We start from the raw sequence: 22,144 nt of genomic DNA on the forward strand, positions 1-22,144 counted from the left end.
TGTCGATCAAAATGAATTCGTTGTGCGAGGCGAAAAAGGAAGCCTGCGACAGCATGCTGGAGGAATTCCGCCGCATGAATACGGCGCTGCAGCAGTCGCTGGCGCCACCCATGGCCGCTGGCCCTGCGCCATCGTGGCAGCCAAGCACTTCGCAGAAAACGCGCGTCGAGGAGTTGAGCAAGGCTTACTTTGCCGAGAAGGACGCGGCGCACTATGCCAGGGCATGGGAGCGCCTGGGCGCGGGCTTACGGCAGCAGTGGACCTTCGAGGGATGGCGCGATGCTGCAGTCGCCAGCGCTGCACGTGCAGGAGCCATGCAGCAGCGCGAACTGAAAAAAGTGACAATCTATCGTAGCTCGCAAAGCGGCACGCCGGGCACCTATGCTGCGGTGGACTTTACCGGCCGCTTTGCCAATGCCGACACCTATTGCGGCTACCTGGTCTGGAGCGAGCAGGCGGACGGCAGTTTCCTGCTGATGCGGGAAGAGGAGAACTATATCTACAACGCGACGGCTGCGCGGTTGACCGCCGGGCAGCGCGCGAACATGAAAGGCGTGTTCCGTTGCGTTGATTGATGCGCTGCCGCGCCTATTTGGCGGCTTGCGCGCGCAAGGCCTCCAGCGTGCGCGGTAGGCTGCGCTTGCTCATCATCTCGACGATCCAGCCGAAGCCGTAAGGCACCGGGCCGGGATCGGCATAGACATGGTACTCGATCAGCGTTTTGCCGCTTTCGCCTTGAATTGGCGTGAAGAGCCAGTAGCCGGAGGTGTCCGCAATGGTGTCTGCGGGTGCCACGCCGCTTGGGATCAGCTGCCAAGCCAGTTTGCATTGGGCTGCGTCAGGCTGCTGTTGCTGTTCCAGGCGCAGGCGGTATTTCTTTTGCTGTCCTAGCGGCAGGTCCAGTGTCATGTCGACCAGGACGTATCCTTCAACTTCGCCTACCGGTAGCGCGCTTTTTGTGTTCGGCATGTAGGAAGGGTAGGAAGCGTAGTCCTGCACCATCGCGCACAGGCGTGGGACGGTGGCGGGGGCCAGTGTCCAGGCGGTGAAGGCCTTGCCGGGATGGCCGGGACTGGGCGCTTCCGCCACGTGGATCGTGCCGCCGGTCAGCGAGGCCAAGTCGGGCACCGGCGGCGCAGCGGTACTCGCAGTTGCGGCGGCGGCGGCGAGAGCTGCGATCAGGGGCGACCAGCAAGCCAGGTGCGCGCGCGTTGTGGAGGGACTGAATGCGGGCTTCATCGTTTGAGCGCCAGTGTGATCACGGTACCGGTCAGGTCGATGCCGCGGATGGAGATGCTGCCGAAGGATGGTGCGCCGGCTGCCGCGCCCTGCACGCGAATGTTATTAAAGTTGATTTCCCCGATGGTGGTGGGCAGGTTCAGCGACAACGAGCCGTCGGGATTGACGGTGGTCGCTGCGCGATTCGGTGCGTACACCACATTGTGCACGCTGGCGTCCGATTCCACCACGCCGAGGATAGGATTGACCAGCTTCGCCAGGTCGCCGCTCACTTCCACCCCGTTGCGCTTCAACTGGTCGCGCACCTGCCGCACCAGGTCATCGTCGAGGCCCTGCGCGGTGACCGCGTCCAGCTCGTGCTCCGCCAGCGCCGCAAGGGAACCTTCGCGCGGCAGGATCGCTGCTTGCGCGCTGATGGCTGCAGGTGCAGCCGCCAGCGTTTCGGCCGCATAGGCCTCCAGCGGCGCGAAGATCGCCCCGATCAGCGCAGCGGCCATGCGCACACGGCGCTGCTTGAGCAGGATGTCCTGCACATGCTGGTGGGTTACCAGCTCCCATTCGGCGAAGATCTCGCCGAGGCGCTGGCCGGTCTGCCGCTGGTGTTCGATTGCGCGCTGAAGCTGCTCGTCGGTGACCAGCTTGTGCTTGACCAGCAATTGGCCAAACAGTTGCGCAGGATGCTCCGCTTTATACCATGCCATGTTTCTCTCCATGATTGGCGAGGTCGGAAGGCGTCATGCCGAACCAGCGCTTGCATGCGCGGTAAAACGCGCTCGGTTCGGAAAAGCCCAATTGGAAGCTGAGCATCTTCAGCGACAGTTCGCCAGCTTCAAGCGATTGCCGCGCCAACGCGCGCCGCGTGTCGTCCACTACGTTGGAGAAACTGGTGCCTTCCTCGGCCAGCCGGCGCTGCAAGGTGCGCTCGCTCATGGCCAGCAGACCGGCGACGGCGTCGCGGTGCGGCGGACCTTTTGGCAGCAGCGAAGCGAGGATTTCCTGCACGCGGGCGGTGAACGCCGGCGGCTGCGCTTCCGCCAGTTGCGCCAGGATCGGCTGCGGGCCACCCGGGGGCGGCATACCGCCATGGGGCAGCGCTGCCACCATGTCGGTATCGGAAAACTCCATCACGTTGTGCGGCCGGTTGAAATGCACCGGGCAGCCAAAGGTGTTTTCGAAGTACGCCGAATTGGCGGGTTCCGGAAAGGCGTATTCCACCTTGACCGGCACCGCGTCATCGCGGCCGGAGGCGCAGCGCAGGGTGCGCAGCAGCACGCACCACACAAAATCGTAGCGTTGGCGCGGCACTACGCGCTGCAAGCCGGGCAGCAGGATGCCCACGCGCGTGTGGCCGTGACAGCGCTCGATCGTGCTTTGCACGGTCGGCGACAGCAGCATGATATGCCCCATCACGCCCAGCCAGCCCAGGCGGTGCGGGGTGGAGACCTTCAGGCCGATCAGCGGATCGCCTGAATGTTCAACCACCAGCTCCCACAGGTGGCTGAGTTTGTCCGACAGCGCCAGCGCATCGCAAGCCAGGCCGTCGCCTTCATTCAGGCCGGCCTGCTCGAACAGCGCTTCCGCTTCAACGCCGGAATGGGAGAGGCGCGATTTCACACCGCGCACCAGGTGAAGAGCCGAAGAATAGCTCATGGCCTGTGCTCCCGCTTAGGGCGACACCGCGCTGCGCAGGCGCATGCCGATGCGCTGCTGCAGTTCCTGCAGCTTGGGGTCCATCACGGCACGCGTATCGGCGGCAACGCCTTCGCCCAGTTTTTTCTGCAGCTCGGGCACCATGCCTTCGAATTTCTTCTTCACCGGCGATTCGAGGATGGTGATGATCTGGCGCAGTTCTTCTTCCGTAAAGCGTTCCGCAAGCATCGGGGCCAGCGTGGTTCCCACCAGCTTATGCGCGCTGGCCTGGGCCAGCGGCTTGTTCTCGTCCATGAACTGGCGGGCATCGGCCACGATCTCCTTCAGCGCGGCATCGCGCTTCTCCGGCGACACGCGTCCCTGCAGCACGGCGCGCGCCTGTTGTACCGCATCGCCTACCGGCGCCTGCAGCATCGATTCTCCGATGCTTTCCGGGTGCCATAGTTGCAGCACGCGGTTGACCAATTCCTGTTTCGCGGCCGGAACCGGCGCTGCATGCACTGAGCCCCCGATGGCCAGGGCGGCGATCATTGTCGCGAGTTTTTTCATCTCAAGCGCTCCTAGAAATGTTCAACAAGACTGAATCCGGCGTACCGGACTTTGATATCGCCGGCCACGTCCTGGCCGGCATAAGGGTTGTAAATAATGTTGAGGAATTTGCTGCTGTTCATATTGTCCGACGATTCGGCTGGCGCATTGAACTTGCCCCGCATGTAGGAAGCAGCCAGGTTCAGCTCATACTTCTTGTTGATGCGCCAGTTCATCCCGACGCTGAAAAGCTTCGTGTCCGGCAGCGGCGCGATCAGGTCGATCTTGTTGGCCGGGACCGACGTCTTGCGCGGCTCGTAGCCAAAGCGCAGCGCCAAGCGTTCAAACGGGAATAATTGCAGGCCGTAGCCCATATTCAGCACGCTCTTGTAGCCGCGCGGTATCTTCAGCTTGCCGGAGTCGGGAACGCCATACAGGCGCGCCACTTCCAGCAGCTTGATGCTCTGGTCGAATTCGAACACGAGCTGGTTCCAGTCGCTCCAGCGCGTATAGCTGGCATCCACATTCAACTGCACGTAGCGCATCGGTTTGAACTTCACGCCGACCTGCAGGTGCGCAGGGAAGGGGATGCTGGCCGACATATTGCCATGCTGGACTTCCGGGATCGACTGCGGCAAGCCAAGGATGGCGCCTGCCACGGGACCGAACAGGCTGGAATTCAGGCCTTTGACGAAGTTGCGCAGCATCGGTTCGGTTTCGAAGGTGTAATGCCCGGTATAGCGGGTCTTCGAGCCGCCCTGGTAGACCACGCCCAGCGCGAACCATGGTTTTGGTTCCCACAGCACGCCAAGGTTCAGCGTTGGATCGACCGGCGCAGTCATTTCCAGACGCATCGCGGCAGCCTTCTTGAAGGGATTGACCATGCCGGCCTTGCCGCCGCCGCACAGGCCAAAGCCGAAGGTATCGATGATGTTGCCCCCTTCTTCCGGGCACCAGCCTTCCTGCAGTTTGCCGAAGATGCCCAGCAACTGGTTGGGGAAGCGCATATGCGTGTCGACGACGAAGGCCGAGTGGGCGATCGGCACGGCGGCGCCGAAGCGCAGCGTGTCCGAAAACTTGTAGCCGACGGCAGGCGAGGCCCACACCAGCCTTTGCAGCTGGATCTGGCGGCCGTCGAAGCGGCCCGGGTCGTCCGGATCCTTGGTGCGGTCAAGGCTGATCGCCTGCGCCATATAGGAATTGGTGGCGAAGGTCCACGGCGAACCGGGATTGTTCCAGGCGAAACCGAAGGTAGGCACGATCACGCCAGGCAGGCGCCACCCCGGCATGCCGTAACCGGGCACGTACATGGCTTGCCGCATCGGTCCGGTGTGGGTGCCGCTGAGCGGGTCGTCCTTCCAGCCGCCGATATCGAAGCCGGCCGGCGCGGAAAAACCGGCACGCGCGCGGATCGACGCGCCGAACGCGGTGTGCTGCATGCTGTCGCCCTGCAGGCGAGCCAGGCCGGCAGGGTTGAAATGCACCGAGTCGATGCCGGGCGGGTCGGCCGTGACGGCGTTCCCGAGCGACATGGCCACCACGCTGGTGGTCAGGTTTTCCACCAGCGCGGCGTGCGCGGGCAGAACATGGGCAAGCGCGGCGGCACATGCCGCCAGGCGGAACGGGGCTCGCATTGCTGCCTCGTCAGAAAGCCAGCGGCAGGTTCAGGCCCACCGAGAAGTTCGGCGAGTCGCTGGTGAGGCCAATGCCAACCGACATGTTGACCGTGTTCTTAGGCGACATGCGGTAACCCATGCCGAAGTTCAGGATCGCTGAAGTCTGGGTGTTGGTGCGCACGTTCAGGCCGTCGGCAAAACGCAACTTCGCGCCCTGCGCAATCGCACCCTGGAAGGACATCGTTGTAGAAATGCCATACGACAGGGCATAGGCGAAGCCCATGCCGAAGCCAAACTGTGTGCCCGGCGCTACACGGGTCAGCACGCGCGTGCCGTTGACCTGGTGCAGGCCGGTGGCCTGGGTGCTGGCCGTCAGCGACAGGGAGCCGAACAGCGCTACCGGATCGACGATGCGGTTGACGTTCATGCCGAGCGAGAGCGCAGCGACGCCACTGCCGGTTGCTTCGCCGCTGCCTGCGATGATCTTGAACGGGCTGCGGCCGGTGGGCAGGCGCAGGTTGCTGGTGGCGGTGAAGTTGGCGCGGTCGCGGCGCGCTTCCCATGGCTGGTAACGGGCGCCGATGGCGACGTCGCCCAGCGAGAACGAGGTGTTGTTGCCGTTGCGCGACTCGGCGAACTTGCCGATCACGGGCAGGGTCACGTTGGCGGTCAGGTTGTCCCACACGCCGTAGTCGACCGACAGGGTGTTGGTGACGACGTGGGCCGACACGTTTTCGATTTCAAACAGGGTCAGGCCTTCGGCCGTAATATCGGTGACGAGCTTTTCCTGGCCGATGTAGGTGTAATTCAAGTCGTAGGTGTACTGCGATTTGCCTTTGCGGATCAGGGAATACTGCTTGTCGACTGCGGTCAGGGTTTCTTTCAGCAGGGCGCTCTGGTCGCCTTCGCCCTCTTTTTTCGCCAGCGCATCGCGTGCCGCGGCGGTACTGGTGGCTGCCGTGCTTTCCTGCGCGCCGGCGGTCGAATGCACCAGCAGGGCGGTGGCAAGCATGAATGGCAGGTACTGATATTTCATTCGCGTTTCCTTATTGACGGTGCATCCAGGTGCGGGCCGGGCCGGAGTTGACGGCACGTTCCAGCAGTTGCGTGGTGTTGTTGAAGGGATCGAGCTGGCCATGGTTAGTGACGCGGTCCATGTCGACCACGCCCAGTTCCTGGTCATTCAGCGCCAGTTGTGCCGGTGCTTTCTGCCCGGCCGGTGCGGACAGGATGAATAAGGTGTTCTTGTCCCACAGCGTGGCGAATTCCTGTACCGAGAAGGCCAGGTTGCCGGCTGAGGGATCGGCGATGTAGACCACGCCGTTGCGTATGCCGCGCAGCACCACGAAGTGCTTGGCGCCGGCGTAGTCGATCGGCACGATGGCCGGTTCTTCCAGCGTCAGCAAGTCCTTCACTTCGGCCTTGTAGCCGGCGGCGGGCACGTTGAGCGAAGCGGCGTAGCGCTTCATGTCCAGCAGCGAAAAGCCGCGGCGCTCGATGATCTTTTCCTTTTCGCCCTTATCCAGCATGCCTTCCATGGCTTGCTGTTCGGTGACGTCGAGGCCGAGGTGGAATTTGAGGATGGTGACCAGCGCCGCCGAACCGCAGCTGTAGTCGTAAGCCTGGCGCACGATGTGGCGGTATTTGAGCTCGGAGAACGGCTCCATGCTCACGGCCTGCGAGTAGCTGCCGCCGCCGAGCATGGTTTGCGGCATCTCGTACTGGTCTTTGGGACGCTCCTGCACGTCGTGGCGCGAGAGGGCGGCGGAACCGCCAATCAGGGCTGCCAGGACCCCCATTAACAGCATCAGCATGGCAGCTCCCGATCGTTGGGGTAAGCGCTGCCCTTGCGCTTCGCGCGCGCGTCGAATTCTGCACCCATGGCGTCTCCGTTATTAATTTGGACGAACGTTCGTCCTTGCTCTTTTGTTATTTATTTACGCACGTTTCACGCAGCGCACGTTGCATAAAAATTAGATGCACACCTCTAGTTCGCACACGAAAACTTATGCTAATGCAGGCAACATGCGGCGAACGGCGCTCTTCCTCTGGCTGGCTCCCCAGGACAAGCGTTTGGCCTGTGCGGTCAGTGTGAAACGCTAGACCCTTTCCGGTGGCGCCACCTATCATAAATTTAATTAATATTGCGACAATATTAAGACGGTGCCTCGCTGCACCGGGCCCACCAGGCCCGCGACCGGCAAGGAGGCATACAGGAGCAAGACCAAACGACAATTCTTATTCGAACGGAGATCAACGATATGAAACGCATTACCACCGCTGTAGCAATCGCCCTGTCCACCCTGGCCCTGTCGGCATCGGCCATGACCCCGATCAAAGACGCAGAACTGAGCGCCGTTACCGGCCAGGACGGCGTGTCGATCGGCGCCAACCTGAACGTCAAAGTCGAATCCTTCGTCTACACCGACACCGACGCAGTGGATGCCAACGGCCTGGGCGGCGGTTCGGTGAGCTTCAACGGCATCAAGGTCAATGGCCTGATCGCTGCGACCATCGACATCCTGTCGCGCAATTCGTTCCTGCAGGCTGCCGGCGCTGCCGGCGTGACCAACCCAGGCACCTTCTACAACCCGGCAACCGGCGGCGACGTGGTGCAAATCGCGATCCCGGCCGACGTGCAGGTGGCAGCAGGCAAACTGCTGAACATCTCCGTTGACGCAATCAAGATGGGCGGCAGCAATGCTTCCTACGGTTCGATGGCCATGAACCAGCTTGACCTGCGTGGCACCCAAGTGTGGATCTGGGCACACTAATCGCAGTTGCGGCCGTGGGAGCGGCCGCTCTGCGACTTTCCTGATGATGGAATCCCGTCTCTTTGCGGCCGCCCTGGCGGCCGTCTTTTTCTGCGCACCGGCTTCTGCGCAGCTGCGGCCCATGAGCGACGACGACTTGTCGCGCGCACGCGGGCAGGGCTTGCTGGCAGTGAGCAACAGCACGCTTGGCGGCTTTGATTTCACGCGCATCGCGCTGGATGCGGACGTGGAATTGAATGCCAGCCTGCGACATATCCGCCTGGGCGATTACCGCTTTCCTTCGCGTGAAGGGACCGGCGCCGATATCGACATGCCCTCGCTGCAGTTCGGGCAGAACGGCAGCAAGGTCTCGATTACCGATCCGTACTTCGAAGTCGTGTACCGCAACACCGGTGATACCGCTGCACCGCGCGAAGTGGTGGGCATGCGCATGGGCTTCGACAGCATCAAGGGCGATGTGGGCCTGAAGGTGAACGGTCTTTCCGGTTCGCTGCTGGTGAGCGGCGTCGACGCGAACGGCCAGCCGGCAACCATCGATTCGCATGCCGATGCGGGCGGCGGCAAGCGCTGGGATGGCGCCAGCTCCCTGGTCGGCGTGCGCGCGGGCGATGCCTCCGGGCCGAGCCGGGATTTCTGGATCTCCGTACTGAAGTCGGGTGTGCAGTTCCAGGCGCCGAGCGGCACGACGCAGATGCCCGATGCAGCCCAGTCGGGCGTATGGCTGAACTGGCGCGACAAGCTGGTGTCGCTTACCAACCTGCCTGCGGCACCGGTTCCGGCACCGGTAGCACCGCTCATGCCGGGGGGGCGCTGATGCTGGGCGCGCGCAGCTCCCTGCTGGCCGCGTGCATCGCGCTGGCGTCACCGCTGGCGCTGGCCGGCGGCCTGCGCCCACTGAACGACAGCGCCCTTTCCGACGTGCGGGGGCGCGACGGCGTCAGCTTCGACCTGAATGGCTTTTCGATGAATGGCGACCTGCGCGTGACGTATACGCGCCCGGACGGCGCCAGCATCTGGGCTGGTAACCCCAGTGCATCGCGCAGCGACAGCGCGACACCATTCTCGGATCCCTACCGCTTCGACATCTTACGCAGCAATAACGGCCTGGCCGACGTCGCGCAATTCAGCCTGCCGCAAAACGTCAACGGCGAGCAGAAATGGCAGCTTGCCCACGACTTCGGCGTCAACGCCGATGGCATCGACCGCGATGGCGGCGCAATTGTGGTGAGCGACCTGGCCTTGTACGGGGGCGGCTGGCAGTTCTCCACGCCGCGCACCCAGGACGGCCTGGCCCTGGGCGTGGCGATGCGCATGGAAATCGGCCAGTGGGCGCTGCGCCCGAACGGACGCGCCAATACGGTAGGCCAGCTGGCGCTCGACAACATCCGCATTGGAGCCACCGACGAAAACGGCAACTTCACCGGACAGCCATGGGTAATCGCCGACGTCGCGCGCCAGCCGGCGCTGGTCAATGCCCTGGCCGACGAAAATGGTCCGCGCCTGCACATCGGCATCGGCGCGCCGGACGCGCAGTACGGCACCGGCCAGGCAGCCAGCGGCGGCATTGAGATCGGCAAGATCAGCTTCACAGCGCCAAGTGGCAATATGGACCTGGGTTCTTCCCGCATCGGCAATATCCAGATCAACTACCTTGATATCAAATTCCGCCAATGACGAGACTCGCCGCACTGTTGCTGCTGCTTCCGGCCATGCTGCAGGCCGCGCCGCCCAAGCCGCTTGAAGACAGCGAACTTTCCGGCGTCAGCGCCCGCGACGGCATCAGCTTCGCGGCCCACGTGGTGGTGAACGATCCGACCCTGGTCGGCGCCGTAACCGACAGCCGCCTCTCGCTTGGCTTCCATGATGGCGCGCAGCCGCGCTACATCGTGCTGCGCAATGTGCGCGGCACGGTCGACATGTTTGCCGTCGGCCTCAATGTGCAGGCAAGGCCCGACGGTAACGGCGACTACATCGCCATTACGCTGCCGTCGCAAATGCGCTACACAAATTTCGGCTTCGAATCAATGAGTGTGCAAAACGACCCCAATGCCGCCGTCACCGGCAATCTTGGCAGCGTCAATATCAACGGCAGCCTGCAGATGCAGGGCGAGTTCCGGATGTGGGCGCATTAATCGCGACGTTCGGTGGCAAACAGCGCCAGCGCCAGCAGCGGGAACGACAGGCCTGCCAGCAGCACGCCATTCCAGCCATGATGCGCCCAGGTCCAGCCGCCGAGCCACGAGCCGAAGGCTCCCCCGGCGAAGAAGATCGAGATATACAGGCCATTGAGGCGGCTGCGCATTTCCGCGCCCAGGGCAAAGATGGCGCGCTGTCCCAGCACCAGGTTGCCCGAAGCTCCCATGTCCAGCACGATCCCGCAAAACACCAGCAGCACCAGCGTGAAGTCGCGGCTGCCGTGCAGCAGCAGCGGCGCGGCAAACGCCGCCGCGGCGGCCAGCAGCGCCATCAGGGTCGTCGAACGGGACTTGCCCTGGTCGGCGCGCCGGCCGGCGATCGGCGATGCAATCGCACCGGCTACGCCCAGCAGAGCAAAGACCGCGATGCCGGTTTGCGAAAGGTTGAAGGCGGGGCTGGCCAGCACCAGCGGCACCGTGGTCCAGAACAGGCTGAAGGCGCCGAACATGCAGGCCTGGTAGGCGGCGCGGCGGCGCAGGACCGGCGTGGTGCGCAACAGTGTCCACATGGAGGCCAGCAGCGCACCGTAGCGATAACCGCCCTCGGGCCGGCGCTGCGGCAGGCGCAGTTGCAGCACCACTGCCAGTGCGGCGATGGCCGCTGTGGAGATGAAGAAGATCGCATGCCATCCCAGTGCATCGGTCACCAGGCTGGAAACGGGCCGCGCCAGCATGATCCCCAGCAGCAGCCCGCTCATCACCGTGCCGACCGTCTGCCCACGGCGCTCCGGCGCCGACATGTGCGCGGCAAACGGCACCAGTACCTGCGCCGCTGCCGAACAAAGCCCGATGAAGAAGGCGGCGGCAAGGAAGGTCGCCGCATTGCCCGCCAGCGCCGCGCCCAGCAGCGCCAGCGAGGTTGCGCCTAGCAGCGTCACGATCAGCCGGCGGTTTTCCAGCAGGTCGCCGAGGGGCACGATAAAAGCCAGGCCAAGGCAATAGCCGACCTGGGTCAGGGTGACGATCAGGCCTGCCGCGCCGGGATCGATCCCGGTGGCGCGACTGATCGGGCCCACCAGCGGCTGGGCGTAATACAGGTTGGCGACTATCAGGCCGCTGGCAACAGCCAGCAGCAAGATCATGGCGGGGGTGATCTGGTGCGCTTGTTTCATGCGGGTGCAGGATAGCACTGAAACAAAAAGGCTGCTGGTGGGTTAATATTTCTAAATGAAAGCCATTTCCGCCATCACGCTCGCCCTTTTGACTGCCGCTTCGGCACGTGCCGAAAAAGTCATCATACTGGTCGACACCGGCACTGAAATGCCGATGGCAGATATCCGCAACGGCGAAGTGGTGGGCGGCATCCACAAGGACCTGGCGCTGGCGCTGGCGCAAAAAATGGGTCGCACACCGGTCACGCTTTCGATGCCTCGCAAGCGCATCTCGATGGCGCTCGAAGCGGGGCTGGGCGACGTACTGTGCATGTATCTGCCGGAGTGGCTGCCGGGGCGTTTCGGCTGGACGCAAGCGTTCATGCCGCAGACCGAAACAGTCATCACTTCACTGACAGTGGCGCAGCCCCAAAGCCTGCTCGACCTGTGGGGCCAGCCGATCGGCACCGTGCTTGGCTTCCAGTATCCGGAAATGGAGAAAGCCATGGGCACCGGCTTCGTGCGCACCGATGCCCATTCCAACCTGGCCAACTTGCGCAAGCTGGCAGCCGGCCGCCTGCGCCACGTCGCCACCATCAAATCGTTTTACGACTACCAGTTGCACAAGGGCGAAAAAGTCAACGTCCATGAACCGCTGGTAGTGCGCAGCTACCATACGCGCTGCGCCGTTTCGGAAAAGGGCCGCGTGGCCCTGGCGGAAGTCGATGCCGCCATCACCCAGTTGCTGCGCGAAGGCGCCATCAACAAAATCCTGTCCAACTACCAATAGCATAATGATCAAGAGACTTGCACTAGCCACTACGCTAGCTTTTGCCACAGCCCATGCCGCTCCCCTCAGCAGCGATGCCACCGCAACCGCGCGCTACGCCCGCCAGACCTATGGCGAGAAGGTGATCGAGAGCCTGGCGAACATGGTCAGCTTCAACACCGTCGCCGACCAGAAGGTGCCGTTCGAGAAGAACCCCCAGCACATCGGCTTCAAGCGCTTCATCAAGCAGGAAGCATCGCGCCTGGGGCTGGACTTTACCGACCATGGCTACATCATGGTGGTTGGCCTGGGCGAAGGCAAGGAACGCGTTGGCGTGATCACCCACGGCGACGTGCAGCCGGTTGACCCGGGCAAGTGGAAGCAGTCGCCGTTCAAGCTCGATCGCAGCAGCGAACCGGGCCTGCTGCTGGGGCGCGGCACCGAAGACGACAAGGGCCCGATCGCCACCGCCATGTATGCGATGAAGGCGATCAAGGACCGCAATGTGCTGCTGAAAAAGCGCATCGAGCTGTATATCTACATGGCAGAGGAATCGGACTGGGTGCCGCTGGAAGCCTTCCTCAAGACTCATACGCCGCCGCAAACCAATATCACCATCGACGCCGAATATCCCGCAGTGACGGCGGAAAAAGGCTGGGGCGCGGTACGCGTCACCTTGCCGGACATGGCGCCGGCGCCGGGTAGCGGTGCGGTCATCCAAAGCTTCACCGGCGGCTTCTTCGACAGCCAGATTCCGGAAGATGCGCGGGCCGTCATCGACAACGCCGACCCGGCGCTGGAACTGGCGATCCGCACCCGCGCCGCGCAGCAGAAGGGCATGAGCTACCAGTACGCATGGCAGGGCACGCGCCTGACCGTCACCGGCAAGGGCCTTGCCGCCCACTCCTCGAAACCGGAAGACGGCGTCAACGCCATCGCCATGCTGGCCGATGCGCTGGACGTGCAGCACTGGGGCGCCAGCCAGGCCGGCATGATGGTCGATTTCGTCAACGACATGATCGGCACCGGCCTGCAAGGTGAGCGGTTCGGCAAGATTGCCTACAGCGATGACTTTATGGGTCCGATGACCGTGTCGCCAACCACCTTGAAGGCGAGCGACACGGGACTGGTGTTGGGCATCAACCTGCGCCGTCCGCGCGGAAAAACAACAGCCCAGCTGACTTCGGAAATCAACCAGGCATTCGATGCGTGGAAGGCGGAAAACCAGCCGCGCGCCACCCTGGCCGCGCAGATCGGCGAGCCCTGGATACAGGACAAGGCGCCGCAGTTGCCGACCCTGATGAAGGTGTTTTCGCACTACACCGGCGTCAAGGATCCACAGCCGGTTTCAGTCGGCGGCGGCACCAATTCACGCCTGTTCCCGCGTGCCGTCAGCTTCGGCCCGACCATGCCTGGCAAGGTCTATACCGGCCACTCCGAGCACGAGCATATGACGGAAAAGCAATTACTTCTCAACCTGGAAATGTACACCGCGGTGCTGGTGGAATTGGCGAAGTAATTGTCGACATTGTTGGTGAAATGAGTATTGCCTTACGGCAGTAAATGACATTACCATGGGCAACAAGGCTTTCGCACTGGAAGCCTACAGCCCATGCCTGGCTGCGACACAGGCATCCCATGAAAAGATGCCATGTTCCGCAAGCTTGTCTTCCTGACTGCATTGTCATTTTCCTTGTCGGCACACACCATGGATATGAGTATCCCGCCGGCGAATTCCGCCGCGTCCGCCGATGCCCTCCAGGTCAACGATGTGCCGCGCCGCGGCTCGCTGTACCGTGTGCATCACGAAGGCAAAACTTCTTACCTGTTCGGCACCATCCACGTGGGCAAGCAGGATTTTTTCCCGCTCGAGCCTGAAGTGACCGAAGCGCTGGCCAAGTCCAGTTCGCTGGTGCTGGAAATCGATGTGCGCGCCAGTGCGCCTTACTATCGGGCGCTGGAACGCCACGGCCAATATCCGGCCGGGCAATCGATCCGCGACCATCTGTCGCCGGCTGCACTGGCCAGGCTGCAGGTAGCGCTCGACAAGGTCAAGCTGCCGCTGTCGAGCGTCCAGCATTACCGCCCCTGGGTGGTGGCGAATATCCTGGTCGGGCAGGAGATCGAAAAGAGCGGTTTCAACCGCGGCCTGGGTGTGGAAGGCTATTTGCTGAGCAACGCCACGCAGCAGAAGAAACCCTTGCAGGAGCTGGAGACCGCGGACTACCAGCTCGGCCTGTTCGCCTCATTGAGCGACGCGCAACAGGAAGCCTACCTGCTGGAAAATATCGCCGATATCGACAGCGGTGCGGCGCTGCGCAAATCGGCTGGCCTGGTGGAGGCATGGGGCGCTGCAGATGCGTCGCGCATCGCGACGCTGACGCGCGAGTTGACCACGGGCGACTCGGTGTCCGCCCGCTTCATGGACCGCACTTTGCTGGGCAAGCGCAATCCGGAAATGGCAGCGAATATTGAAGCGATCATGCGCAAGGGCGACGCCTTCATAGGCATCGGCCTGTTGCACCTGGTCGGCGACAAAGGCGTGCCGGCTTTGCTGCGCCAGCACGGCTACCAGGTCGAAAAGGTCTACTAGTATTTCGGGCTGGTGCTCAGCGAACCGCTCGAATAGCGGACATTGTCGCCCACGCGATAGCTGGGCATGCTGTCCACATTCAAGGTTTCGATTGAACCATCCGCCTTTTTCACAGTGACGCGGTAACCACCGGCGCTGCCGGCCGCAGCTGCGCCAACCGCGCCGCCGGCCGACATCGCGCCTGCCGGATCGATCGACTGTACCACGCCATCCCAATTGGCGGCCACCGAGCTGTTGCTGCCTTCATCCACACTGGCGGTTTTCTTGCTGCTGTCATGGGCGCAGCCCGCCAGGGCCAGGCTCACCAGCATGATTACGGAAAGTTTCATACATCCTCCATAAGAAGCCACGTAAGGTCCGCGCGTCCGGGAAGTGTACGCCGTTCCGAAAACGGCCGACGCACTTCAAGCAGCAGGATGCTTACGCAAGCTCCACAAGGCCCACATCACGGTCGAGGCAATGATCGCGGCTGCCATGTCGACCAGCCAGTCGTCGACTGAGCCATGGCGGTAGGGGAAGAAGGATTGAACGATCTCATCGATGGCGCCCATGATGGCGATGCCGGATACGGCCTTCAGCGCGCGCTGCGCCGGCTCGCCTTGGCAGCCGGTAAACAGCAAGAAAGCCAGCACCGAATAGCCAAAGCTGTGCAGCACCAGGCCGCTGGCGTATTCTGCCGCTTCAGCGCGGGCACCGGGGATCGATCCGATAATGCAGTTAAGCACGAACAAGGTGATGGCGCCCCAGAAACGCAAGCGTGCGTGGGCGTCGCTGAGGAACAGCAGGGTCAGGAATTTTTGCATGGGTGGGAAGATACCACGGAAGCGGTTGCGCCGGCACTAGGCCGGCGCACCTTCTGCCGCCACGCATATCGATTGCGTGTGCAGCAGATGAGTCCATTATAGGGATTGGCTGTGACAGCACCATGACATAAATCAAGCTTCGGTCAAACTTTGAAGAATGCAACAGCGTCGAGCAGGGTATCGGCCTGGCCCGTCAATTCTTCGGCGGTGGCTGCAAGCTGTTCGGCCGCGGCGGCATTGCGCTGGGTGGTGTCGCTGAGCTGGTTGATCGCTTCGCTGATCTGGCTGGCGCCGCTGCTTTGTTCGCGCGATGCCGCGTTGATTTCCTGCACCAGTTCGGAAGTCTTGCGGATGCCGGGCACGATCTCCTTCAGCAGCATGCCGGCCTGGTTGGCCACAGCGACGCTGTCCTGCGCCACCCCGCTGATCTCCTGGGCGGCGGCCTGGCTGCGCTCGGCCAGCTTGCGCACTTCCGCCGCCACCACCGCGAAGCCCTTGCCATGTTCGCCAGCGCGCGCCGCCTCGATGGCGGCGTTCAGCGCCAGCAGGTTGGTCTGGTAGGCGATGTCGTCGATGATGGCGATCTCGCGGGTGATCTGCTGCATCGCCGTGGCGGTGCGTGCCACGGCATCGCCGCCTTCCACCGCATAGACGGCGACGCGTGCCGCCATGTCGTCGGTGACGCGCGAGTTCTCATGGTTCTGGAAAATCGAGGCGCTCATTTCTTCGATCGATGCGCTGGTCTGTTCCACACTGGCCGCCTGCTCGGTGGAGCTGGTGCTCAGGGCCTGTGCGGTGGCGCTGGCTTGTGCCGCCGCATTGGCCAGCGCATCTGCCGATTGGCGCACGCTGGTCACGGTGGCGTGCAGGCGCTGCGCCATGTCCTGCACCATATAGGCCAGGCTGCGGCGATCGTCCTTGTGCAAGCGCATGCGCTGCGTGAGGTCGCCTTGCGCGACCTGGTGCAGCACCTCGCATACCTCCGATGGCTCGCCGCCAATCTGGTAGACCAGGTGGTGGCTGATCGCGTAGCCGGCCAGGATCGCCAGCGAAGCAATGGCGATGATGCCTCCGGCCAGCAATTGACGGGTCTCATCCTGCGCATGCAAGCGCTGCTCGATGTGGGAAGACAGCAGGGCAAAGGCCGCATCGTCCGCGCTGAATTGCTGGTCGATGGCGCGGGTGGTGGCGCCAATGTAATCCGGCGCGGCGTATTCCAGCGTGTCGGCCATGACGATGCGCGTGCGTGCCAGCTCCGTCACTTCGGCGGCGGCGGCAGCGGCGGCGGCGACCGGGATATCGAGCTTCTGCTTCAGTACGGGATTGGCGGCATAAGCCTTGCCGATGGTGCGCTGCATGCTGGCGCTGGCATGGCGCGCCTTGCTGAGCAGGCTGTACATGATGGCGCGGCCTTCGATATCGATCTTGCGCGTGGCCAGGAATCCGGCGCCGCGCGCACGCATCTGTCCCAGGTCTTCCGCCACGCGCGGCAGGTCGAAATAGGTGGCGCGCATCAGGTAATAGGAATCGGCATCGGGATCGAGCGAGAGGCCGGACTGGTCGGCCAGTTGTTCGATGAAGAGCAGGGTAAATTCACACAGTGCGGTATGGCGTTCGTAACTTTCTACTGTAGCCAGGCTGCGCGTGCTGACGTCGCGCGCCAGCGCAGTCCATTCGTCGCGGATGCGGGCGAGCATTTTGTGCTCCTGCCCATCGCCATCGGTAAGCATTGTTGACATGCCTAGCAGCAGGCGATTGACTTCCGCTTCTTTGGCGCTGCGCTCGCTGGCCAGCTGGCCGGCGCCAACGAAGGCGGCTGACAGGCCGCGGTGCTGCTGGATGCTTTGCAGGAGGTCGAGGGCCTGGGCGCCGGGTTTGAGCCCGGTCTGTTCGAGTGTGGAAAAATGGATGCTGTGGCTGTTCTCACGCAGGAACAGATAGGACGGCGGCGCGACCAGCAGCACGCCCAACATTCCCAGCAATAGAAAACGTTGCCATAGCTTCATCCTATCGAGCAGGGTGGCCACCGCGTTCTCCCAGGATTGGCAGGTCTCGACAGTGTAGCTGGGAATTACGCGACCCGATACCGCCAGGCGCGCTATAATTCCGCGCGGAAAAAATTGCTTATTACTCAACTAATCATGAAAAATATTACTGTATTCGTAGGACTCTTGCTAGCGGTTGGGCTGGCGCAAACTGCATCGGCAGCTGGCAAAGTGCCCCTGCTCAAGCGCAGCGCTGCCATGCAATGTGCAGAGCGCAAGATTGAACTGAAGGGCGAATGTTTCCAGCAAGATGGCATTGCCGGCTTGTCCTGTACCAAGCAGAGCCTGAGCATCAGCGATATCGCCACCGGTCGCGAACTGGGTAGCCAGGTTTTCAAGCCTGCCGCGTTGCAGCCGGGCGAAGCCTATCCTGTCATTGCAGAGCGCCTGAGCGAGGTCACCTGTGCTGAGACTCCGTCCAGGGAGAAGTTCATCGTGATCATGATGAGCAATGGCGGCAACTGCGCCCAATGCGAATGGCAACAGGTGTACAGCTGGGACGGCAAAGTGCTGGGTTCGAGCCTGGATGCCAGGAAGAACCCGGCAATCAAGGCAGCATTGAAGGGGGCGACAGGCAAAGGGGCCAAGACGCTTGGCAGCGGCGACCTGTATATCTACGTGCCCGAGTAAGCAAAAAAAAGCCCGCTGGTTAAAGCGGGCTTAAACTATTTTCTTGGAGGAGAATAGTGGAGACATGTGCAATTATGGTGCGCCGCCGCATATCAGTCCAATTTTTGTTTCCGATAATCGTTATTCATATTCCGTATAACTATTCTTTAACTGGTACAACGTAATTCAGCGCCAAGCGGCCACCATCAACGAACAGCGTCTGACCGGTCATGTAGCTGGCATCGTCGCTAGCGAGGAAAGCGCATATGGAAGCGACCTCTTCCGGCTCGCCGCAACGCCCCAAAGGAGTGCGCGACAAAATGGTGCGTTTGGCTTCCGGGCTGGCCAGGACCGCCTGTTTTGCCAGTTCGGTCAGGATGGTGCCCGGGCCAATACCGTTGACGCGGATACCATAAGGCGCCAGGTTCAGCGACATCACCTTGGTCAATTGATTGACGCCGCCTTTCGACACCACGTACGGCACCTGGTCCGGGATCGCCAGTTCCGAGTTCACACTTGACATATTGATAATGCAGCCGCTTTGCTGCTTGACCATTTCGCGCGCCACGGCCTGGCCGCACAGGAACATGGACTTCAGGTTAATGCCAAGCACCCGGTCGAAATCGGCTTCCGCCAGGTCGAGGAAGCTGCATTTGTGGGTCACGCCCGCGTTGTTGACCAGGATATCGATGCGGCCGAAAGCGGCCAGCGTGGCAGCGACCAGCGCGTCGACATCGGCTTTCTGGCTGACGTCCGCGGCGAAGAAGCGGGCCTGCCCACCCAGGGCTTCGGCGGCCTGGGCGCCTTCCGGCTTGATGTCCACCAGCATGACCTTGGCCCCTTCGGTAATGAGGCGCTGGGCGCAGGCCAGGCCGATACCCTGGGTGGCGCCGGTGACGATGGCTACTTTATTCGTTAATTTCATGTTGCTTCCGCTTGTCGGTTAGGAAGCTTATTTTAGAGGATGACCGCGTCGTTGGGCAGTTGGTTGGGGCGTTTGCCGTCGGCCGGGTAGTGGCGCGCCAAGAGCGTATTGAGCTGTTCCAGCGCGGACAGGGTGGGGGAGTGGTAGTCGCCCTGGGCGAAACCGGTGGTCATGGTGCGGCAGATGGTTTGCCATTCGGTGTCTGCGACCAGTTTGCCGACGTGGCGGTCGGCGACAATATCGACCTCGCGCGCCGCCAGGTTGATGTAGATGAGGACTCCGCAGTTCTCTTCGGTATCCCACACGCCGTATTGGGCGAACAGGGCGCGGGCGCGCTGGCGGTTGCTCATGTTGTGGAAGGCCGAGCGGGCGTCCAGTCCCGGTTCCACGATCAGGCGCACTTCGGCGCGGTGGCGTTGCTCGCCCAGCGTGATGGCTTGTTCGATCGCCTGCAGCGTGGCCGGCGGGAAGGCGCGTTTGCCGGCGCCGGTGCCGCTAACCATATGGCGCCAGGCGCGTTGGCAGCGGCCGAAGAAGGAAGTTGCTTCGGTCGTCATCACCAGTCTCCCGAGGCGCCGCCGCCATCGAAGCTGCCGCCGCCACCGCTAAAGCCGCCGCCACCGAAATCGCCACCGCCGCCCCAGCTGCCGCCGCTGCTGCCGCGATTTGCGGCGGCACCCAGGGCGTTGCCCAGCGCGGCGCCAATCAGCACGCCGGTGGCATCCGATCCCCAGCCACCGCGCCGCAGGCCGCGGCGCGAACCGCCGCGCATCATGGGCAGGACGACGAAGACGCCAAACAGCAGCAGGGGAAACAGCCAACCCGCCGACCAGCTGCCACCTTCAGCGCGGCGGCCACCCTGGCCCGTGCCGTTGTCCGGGCCGCCGGGCGCGCGTGCGTTGCCGCTGCTGTCCGCCGCGCTGCGCGCCGTGCCCGCGCCGCCACTGCCGGCAATCGCGCCTGCGCCGGCCGCTTCCGCCATGCCGGCCATACCGCCACTTCCAGCGGCCGCACCGCCAGCCGCAGCGCCCGGCGCAGCAGGGAAGCGTTCCTTATCCAGCAAAGCAGCGATCGAACTCACACCGGCCGCCAGCCCGCCATAAAAGTCGCCTTGCCGAAAATGCGGTGCAATCACATCCTGCAAAACGCGTTTTGACTGGGCATCGGTCAGCGTCCCCTGGACTCCGCGGCCGGCCTCGATCCGCAGCCTGCGCAGGGCGGACGGATTATCCTTGGCCACCACCAGCAGCACGCCATCGTCAACGCCCTGACGCCCGAGCTTCCACGCATCCGCCACGCGGATGCTGTATTGCTCGATCGCTTCCGGCGCCGTGGAAGGCAGCAGCAGGATGGCAATCTGGCTGCCCGTTTTGCGCTCGTAATCGGCCAGCACGCCGTCAAGGGCCGAGCGCTGCTGCGCGGTCAGCATGCCTGCCTGGTCGGTAACGCGCGCCGCATGTGCCGGCACCGCAACGAAGCCGTCGGCCGCGCGGGCGCCGGTCATGACAAGAACCAGCAGCGCGAGGATCGCCAGCCCGGCCACCACCCTTAGCCACGGGGAGCCGGGCAGGATAGTCCAGCGCCGCGCATTCTCCGCCAGGCCGCCGGTACGGCGCGCCAGGTCGCGGTCCAGCAGCGGATCGCCCAACCGATCTTCGTCGCGGCTGGAAGCCTTGCCGCCGCCGCGCGTTTGCCGAGGTGTGGTCGCCATTGCGACTCCTTACTTCTTGTTGAAGTCCACCGTTGGAGCGTTTGAAATGGATTTCTCGTTCTCGACAGTGAAGCTGGGCTTCACGTCATAGCCGAACATCTTCGCTGTCAGGTTGGTCGGGAAGCGCCGCGCCAGGATATTGAAGTCCTGCACCGAGGCGATGTAACGCTGGCGCGCCACGGTGATGCGGTTCTCCGTGCCTTCGAGCTGCGATTGCAGGTCGCGGAAGCTGGCATCCGCCTTCAGCTCGGGATATTTTTCGGCCACCACCATCAGCCGCGACAAGGCATTGGTCAATTCACCCTGCGCCTGCTGGAATTTCTGCAGCGCGCCGGGATTATTCAGCACTTCAGGCGTCACCTGCATGCTGGTGGCAGAAGCACGCGCCTTGGTCACCGCCTCCAGCGTTTCACGCTCGTGGGAGGCGTAGCCCTTGACCGTATTGACCAGGTTCGGTATCAGGTCGGCCCGCCGCTGGTACTGGTTGACCACCTCGCCCCACTGGGCCTTGACCGCTTCGTCCTTGGCCTGGAAATCGTTGTATCCACAGCCGGACAAGAGAACCGTCGCCAGCACACCCATTGCCAGAAAGTTTCGCATTATTCGCCCCTTGGAACGTATTATCGAAATATACACGCAATCGACCGCAGGCCATGTGCGGCAGTGCACACACCCGGCCCGTTATAATGTAGGGTTTGCAACGCAAAGAATAAAGAGGCCCGCTGTGACATTTATCGAAAAATTATCCGCTGCCTGGGCAGCCAACGATTCCCTGCTGTGCGTTGGCCTGGACCCGGATATGGCGCGCCTGCCTGCGCAATTCCAAAACGACCCGCAAGGGATCTACCAGTTCTGCACCCGGATTATCGACGCCACTGCCGACCTGGCGTGTTCGTTCAAGCCGCAGATCGCATATTTCGCGGCACTGGGTGCGGAAGGCCAGCTTGAGAAGATCTGCGCCTACGCCAAGGAAAACTATCCGCACATCCCGCTGATCCTGGACGCCAAGCGCGGCGACATCGGTGCTACTGCGAAACAGTATGCGCGCGAAGCTTTCGACCGCTACGGCGCCGATGCGGTGACCGTAAATCCGTATATGGGCTCCGACTCCGTTGAACCGTACCTGGAATGGAGCGACCGCGGCGTAATCATCCTGTGCCGCACCTCGAATGCGGGCGGTTCCGACCTGCAGTTCCTGAAGGTCGACGGCAAGCCGCTGTACCAGCACGTTGCCAAGCTGGTGGCGGAAAAGTGGAACGCCAACGGACAGTGCGCGCTGGTGGTGGGCGCCACCTTCCCAGAGGAGCTGGCGCAAGTGCGCGGAATCGTGGGCGACATGCCGCTGCTGGTGCCGGGGATCGGTGCGCAAGGCGGGGATATCGAGGCGACCGTCAAGGCCGGCCGTACTTACAACGGTACCGGCATGATGATCAATTCGTCGCGCGCCATCCTGTACGCGACGCCGCAAGGCGGGGAAGATTTTGCGGCTGCCGCACGCCGCATGGCGCAGGAGACGCGCGACGCGATCAACGCGCACCGCGCTTAAGACCGGTGAGCCCGGTGTCTGACCCTGCGGGGCGGACATCGGTTTACCGG

The 22,144-nt window shown here is 62.8% G+C and carries 25 protein-coding genes; 10 read left to right on the top strand and 15 right to left on the bottom strand.

Annotated elements, in window-relative coordinates:
* The first annotated feature begins 11 nt into the window (after window positions 1–11).
* Window positions 12–575: a DUF4019 domain-containing protein gene (locus ASD07_RS24680; RefSeq protein WP_055936611.1), complete on the top strand. Its 564-nt coding sequence runs from the start codon at window positions 12–14 to the stop codon at window positions 573–575.
* 13 nt (window positions 576–588) lie between these two features.
* On the opposite strand, the gene ASD07_RS24685 is transcribed toward ASD07_RS24680, so the two are convergent.
* Genes ASD07_RS24685 through ASD07_RS24715 form a run of 7 tightly spaced genes read right to left on the bottom strand, consistent with a single transcriptional unit; the run spans window position 589 to window position 6,847 of the window.
* Window positions 589–1,239, bottom strand: coding sequence for a hypothetical protein (locus ASD07_RS24685; protein ID WP_055936614.1), 651 nt, complete (start codon window positions 1,237–1,239; stop codon window positions 589–591).
* The gene (locus ASD07_RS24690; protein ID WP_055936617.1) at window positions 1,236–1,940 is read right to left on the bottom strand and encodes a hypothetical protein; all 705 of its coding nucleotides are present in this window, start codon (window positions 1,938–1,940) and stop codon (window positions 1,236–1,238) included. The genes ASD07_RS24685 and ASD07_RS24690 overlap by 4 nt, the downstream gene beginning before the upstream one ends.
* Complete coding sequence (locus ASD07_RS24695; RefSeq protein ID WP_055936620.1) at window positions 1,927–2,889, bottom strand: AraC family transcriptional regulator; 963 nt, start codon at window positions 2,887–2,889, stop codon at window positions 1,927–1,929. Before ASD07_RS24695 ends, ASD07_RS24690 begins: the two co-directional genes overlap by 14 nt.
* Window positions 2,890–2,904: 15 nt before the next feature.
* The gene (locus tag ASD07_RS24700; protein ID WP_055936623.1) at window positions 2,905–3,438 is read right to left on the bottom strand and encodes a hypothetical protein; all 534 of its coding nucleotides are present in this window, start codon (window positions 3,436–3,438) and stop codon (window positions 2,905–2,907) included.
* Between the two features lie 11 nt (window positions 3,439–3,449).
* Window positions 3,450–5,051 carry an OmpP1/FadL family transporter gene (locus ASD07_RS24705; protein ID WP_055936626.1) on the bottom strand — a complete coding sequence of 534 codons (1,602 nt, stop codon included), beginning with the start codon at window positions 5,049–5,051 and terminating at the stop codon, window positions 3,450–3,452.
* 10 nt (window positions 5,052–5,061) lie between these two features.
* Window positions 5,062–6,069: a transporter gene (locus tag ASD07_RS24710; protein ID WP_055936629.1), complete on the bottom strand. Its 1,008-nt coding sequence runs from the start codon at window positions 6,067–6,069 to the stop codon at window positions 5,062–5,064.
* A 10-nt stretch (window positions 6,070–6,079) separates the two neighbouring features.
* Window positions 6,080–6,847, bottom strand: coding sequence for a C39 family peptidase (locus ASD07_RS24715; protein ID WP_055936633.1), 768 nt, complete (start codon window positions 6,845–6,847; stop codon window positions 6,080–6,082).
* Between the two features lie 447 nt (window positions 6,848–7,294).
* Here ASD07_RS24715 and ASD07_RS24720 point away from each other — a divergent pair, with 447 nt between their 5' ends.
* The 4 genes from ASD07_RS24720 (at window position 7,295) to ASD07_RS24735 (ending at window position 9,939) form a co-directional block, all read left to right on the top strand.
* On the top strand, window positions 7,295–7,807 hold the full coding sequence (locus ASD07_RS24720) for a DUF6160 family protein (RefSeq protein ID WP_055936636.1): 513 nt from the start codon (window positions 7,295–7,297) through the stop codon (window positions 7,805–7,807).
* 121 nt (window positions 7,808–7,928) lie between these two features.
* Window positions 7,929–8,621, top strand: a complete 693-nt coding sequence (locus ASD07_RS24725; protein WP_200953856.1) for a hypothetical protein — start codon at window positions 7,929–7,931, stop codon at window positions 8,619–8,621.
* A complete protein-coding gene (locus tag ASD07_RS24730; protein WP_229207279.1) occupies window positions 8,525–9,481 on the top strand; it encodes a DUF6160 family protein in 957 nt (318 codons plus the stop codon). The genes ASD07_RS24725 and ASD07_RS24730 overlap by 97 nt, the downstream gene beginning before the upstream one ends.
* On the top strand, window positions 9,478–9,939 hold the full coding sequence (locus ASD07_RS24735) for a hypothetical protein (RefSeq protein WP_055936643.1): 462 nt from the start codon (window positions 9,478–9,480) through the stop codon (window positions 9,937–9,939). The genes ASD07_RS24730 and ASD07_RS24735 overlap by 4 nt, the downstream gene beginning before the upstream one ends.
* On the opposite strand, the gene ASD07_RS24740 is transcribed toward ASD07_RS24735, so the two are convergent.
* Window positions 9,936–11,114, bottom strand: coding sequence for an MFS transporter (locus ASD07_RS24740; protein ID WP_055936645.1), 1,179 nt, complete (start codon window positions 11,112–11,114; stop codon window positions 9,936–9,938). The two genes, ASD07_RS24735 and ASD07_RS24740, sit on opposite strands and share 4 nt — an antisense overlap.
* A gap of 55 nt (window positions 11,115–11,169) precedes the next feature.
* Between ASD07_RS24740 and ASD07_RS24745 the strand changes: the two genes are divergently transcribed.
* The 3 genes from ASD07_RS24745 (at window position 11,170) to ASD07_RS24755 (ending at window position 14,455) form a co-directional block, all read left to right on the top strand.
* Window positions 11,170–11,883 carry an ABC transporter substrate-binding protein gene (locus ASD07_RS24745; protein WP_055936648.1) on the top strand — a complete coding sequence of 238 codons (714 nt, stop codon included), beginning with the start codon at window positions 11,170–11,172 and terminating at the stop codon, window positions 11,881–11,883.
* A 4-nt stretch (window positions 11,884–11,887) separates the two neighbouring features.
* On the top strand, window positions 11,888–13,381 hold the full coding sequence (locus tag ASD07_RS24750; RefSeq protein WP_055936651.1) for a dipeptidase: 1,494 nt from the start codon (window positions 11,888–11,890) through the stop codon (window positions 13,379–13,381).
* A gap of 132 nt (window positions 13,382–13,513) precedes the next feature.
* A complete protein-coding gene (locus ASD07_RS24755) occupies window positions 13,514–14,455 on the top strand; it encodes a TraB/GumN family protein (RefSeq protein ID WP_082507554.1) in 942 nt (313 codons plus the stop codon).
* Here the strand turns inward: ASD07_RS24755 and ASD07_RS24760 are convergent.
* The 3 genes from ASD07_RS24760 to ASD07_RS24770 all read right to left on the bottom strand — a co-directional run bounded on the left by ASD07_RS24760 (window position 14,452) and on the right by ASD07_RS24770 (window position 17,285).
* Window positions 14,452–14,784, bottom strand: a complete 333-nt coding sequence (locus ASD07_RS24760; RefSeq protein WP_055936654.1) for a hypothetical protein — start codon at window positions 14,782–14,784, stop codon at window positions 14,452–14,454. The two genes, ASD07_RS24755 and ASD07_RS24760, sit on opposite strands and share 4 nt — an antisense overlap.
* 75 nt (window positions 14,785–14,859) lie before the next feature.
* Complete coding sequence (locus ASD07_RS24765) at window positions 14,860–15,258, bottom strand: VanZ family protein (protein WP_055936656.1); 399 nt, start codon at window positions 15,256–15,258, stop codon at window positions 14,860–14,862.
* Window positions 15,259–15,401: 143 nt separating this feature from the next.
* Entirely contained in the window at window positions 15,402–17,285 is a 1,884-nt protein-coding gene (locus ASD07_RS24770; RefSeq protein WP_156398176.1) for a methyl-accepting chemotaxis protein, read from the bottom strand.
* Window positions 17,286–17,399: 114 nt separating this feature from the next.
* On the opposite strand from ASD07_RS24770, the gene ASD07_RS24775 reads away from it, so the two are divergent.
* Window positions 17,400–17,933: a hypothetical protein gene (locus ASD07_RS24775; RefSeq protein WP_057245583.1), complete on the top strand. Its 534-nt coding sequence runs from the start codon at window positions 17,400–17,402 to the stop codon at window positions 17,931–17,933.
* Window positions 17,934–18,072: 139 nt separating this feature from the next.
* Here ASD07_RS24775 and ASD07_RS24780 read toward each other — a convergent pair whose 3' ends face one another.
* From ASD07_RS24780 to ASD07_RS24795, 4 genes are all read right to left on the bottom strand, one after another.
* On the bottom strand, window positions 18,073–18,837 hold the full coding sequence (locus tag ASD07_RS24780) for an SDR family NAD(P)-dependent oxidoreductase (protein ID WP_055936665.1): 765 nt from the start codon (window positions 18,835–18,837) through the stop codon (window positions 18,073–18,075).
* Between the two features lie 32 nt (window positions 18,838–18,869).
* Complete coding sequence (locus tag ASD07_RS24785) at window positions 18,870–19,394, bottom strand: TPM domain-containing protein (protein ID WP_055936666.1); 525 nt, start codon at window positions 19,392–19,394, stop codon at window positions 18,870–18,872.
* Window positions 19,394–20,341, bottom strand: coding sequence for a YgcG family protein (locus ASD07_RS24790; protein WP_055937513.1), 948 nt, complete (start codon window positions 20,339–20,341; stop codon window positions 19,394–19,396). The genes ASD07_RS24785 and ASD07_RS24790 overlap by 1 nt, the downstream gene beginning before the upstream one ends.
* Before the next feature lie 216 nt (window positions 20,342–20,557).
* On the bottom strand, window positions 20,558–21,148 hold the full coding sequence (locus ASD07_RS24795; RefSeq protein ID WP_055936667.1) for a LemA family protein: 591 nt from the start codon (window positions 21,146–21,148) through the stop codon (window positions 20,558–20,560).
* A 124-nt stretch (window positions 21,149–21,272) separates the two neighbouring features.
* Here ASD07_RS24795 and pyrF point away from each other — a divergent pair, with 124 nt between their 5' ends.
* Window positions 21,273–22,094 (top strand): orotidine-5'-phosphate decarboxylase, encoded by an 822-nt coding sequence (pyrF, locus tag ASD07_RS24800; protein WP_055936668.1) that lies wholly within the window; start codon window positions 21,273–21,275, stop codon window positions 22,092–22,094.
* The last annotated feature ends 50 nt before the right edge of the window (window positions 22,095–22,144 follow it).

This window comes from Duganella sp. Root336D2 (assembly GCF_001425005.1).
GTDB lineage: Bacteria > Pseudomonadota > Gammaproteobacteria > Burkholderiales > Burkholderiaceae_D > Rugamonas.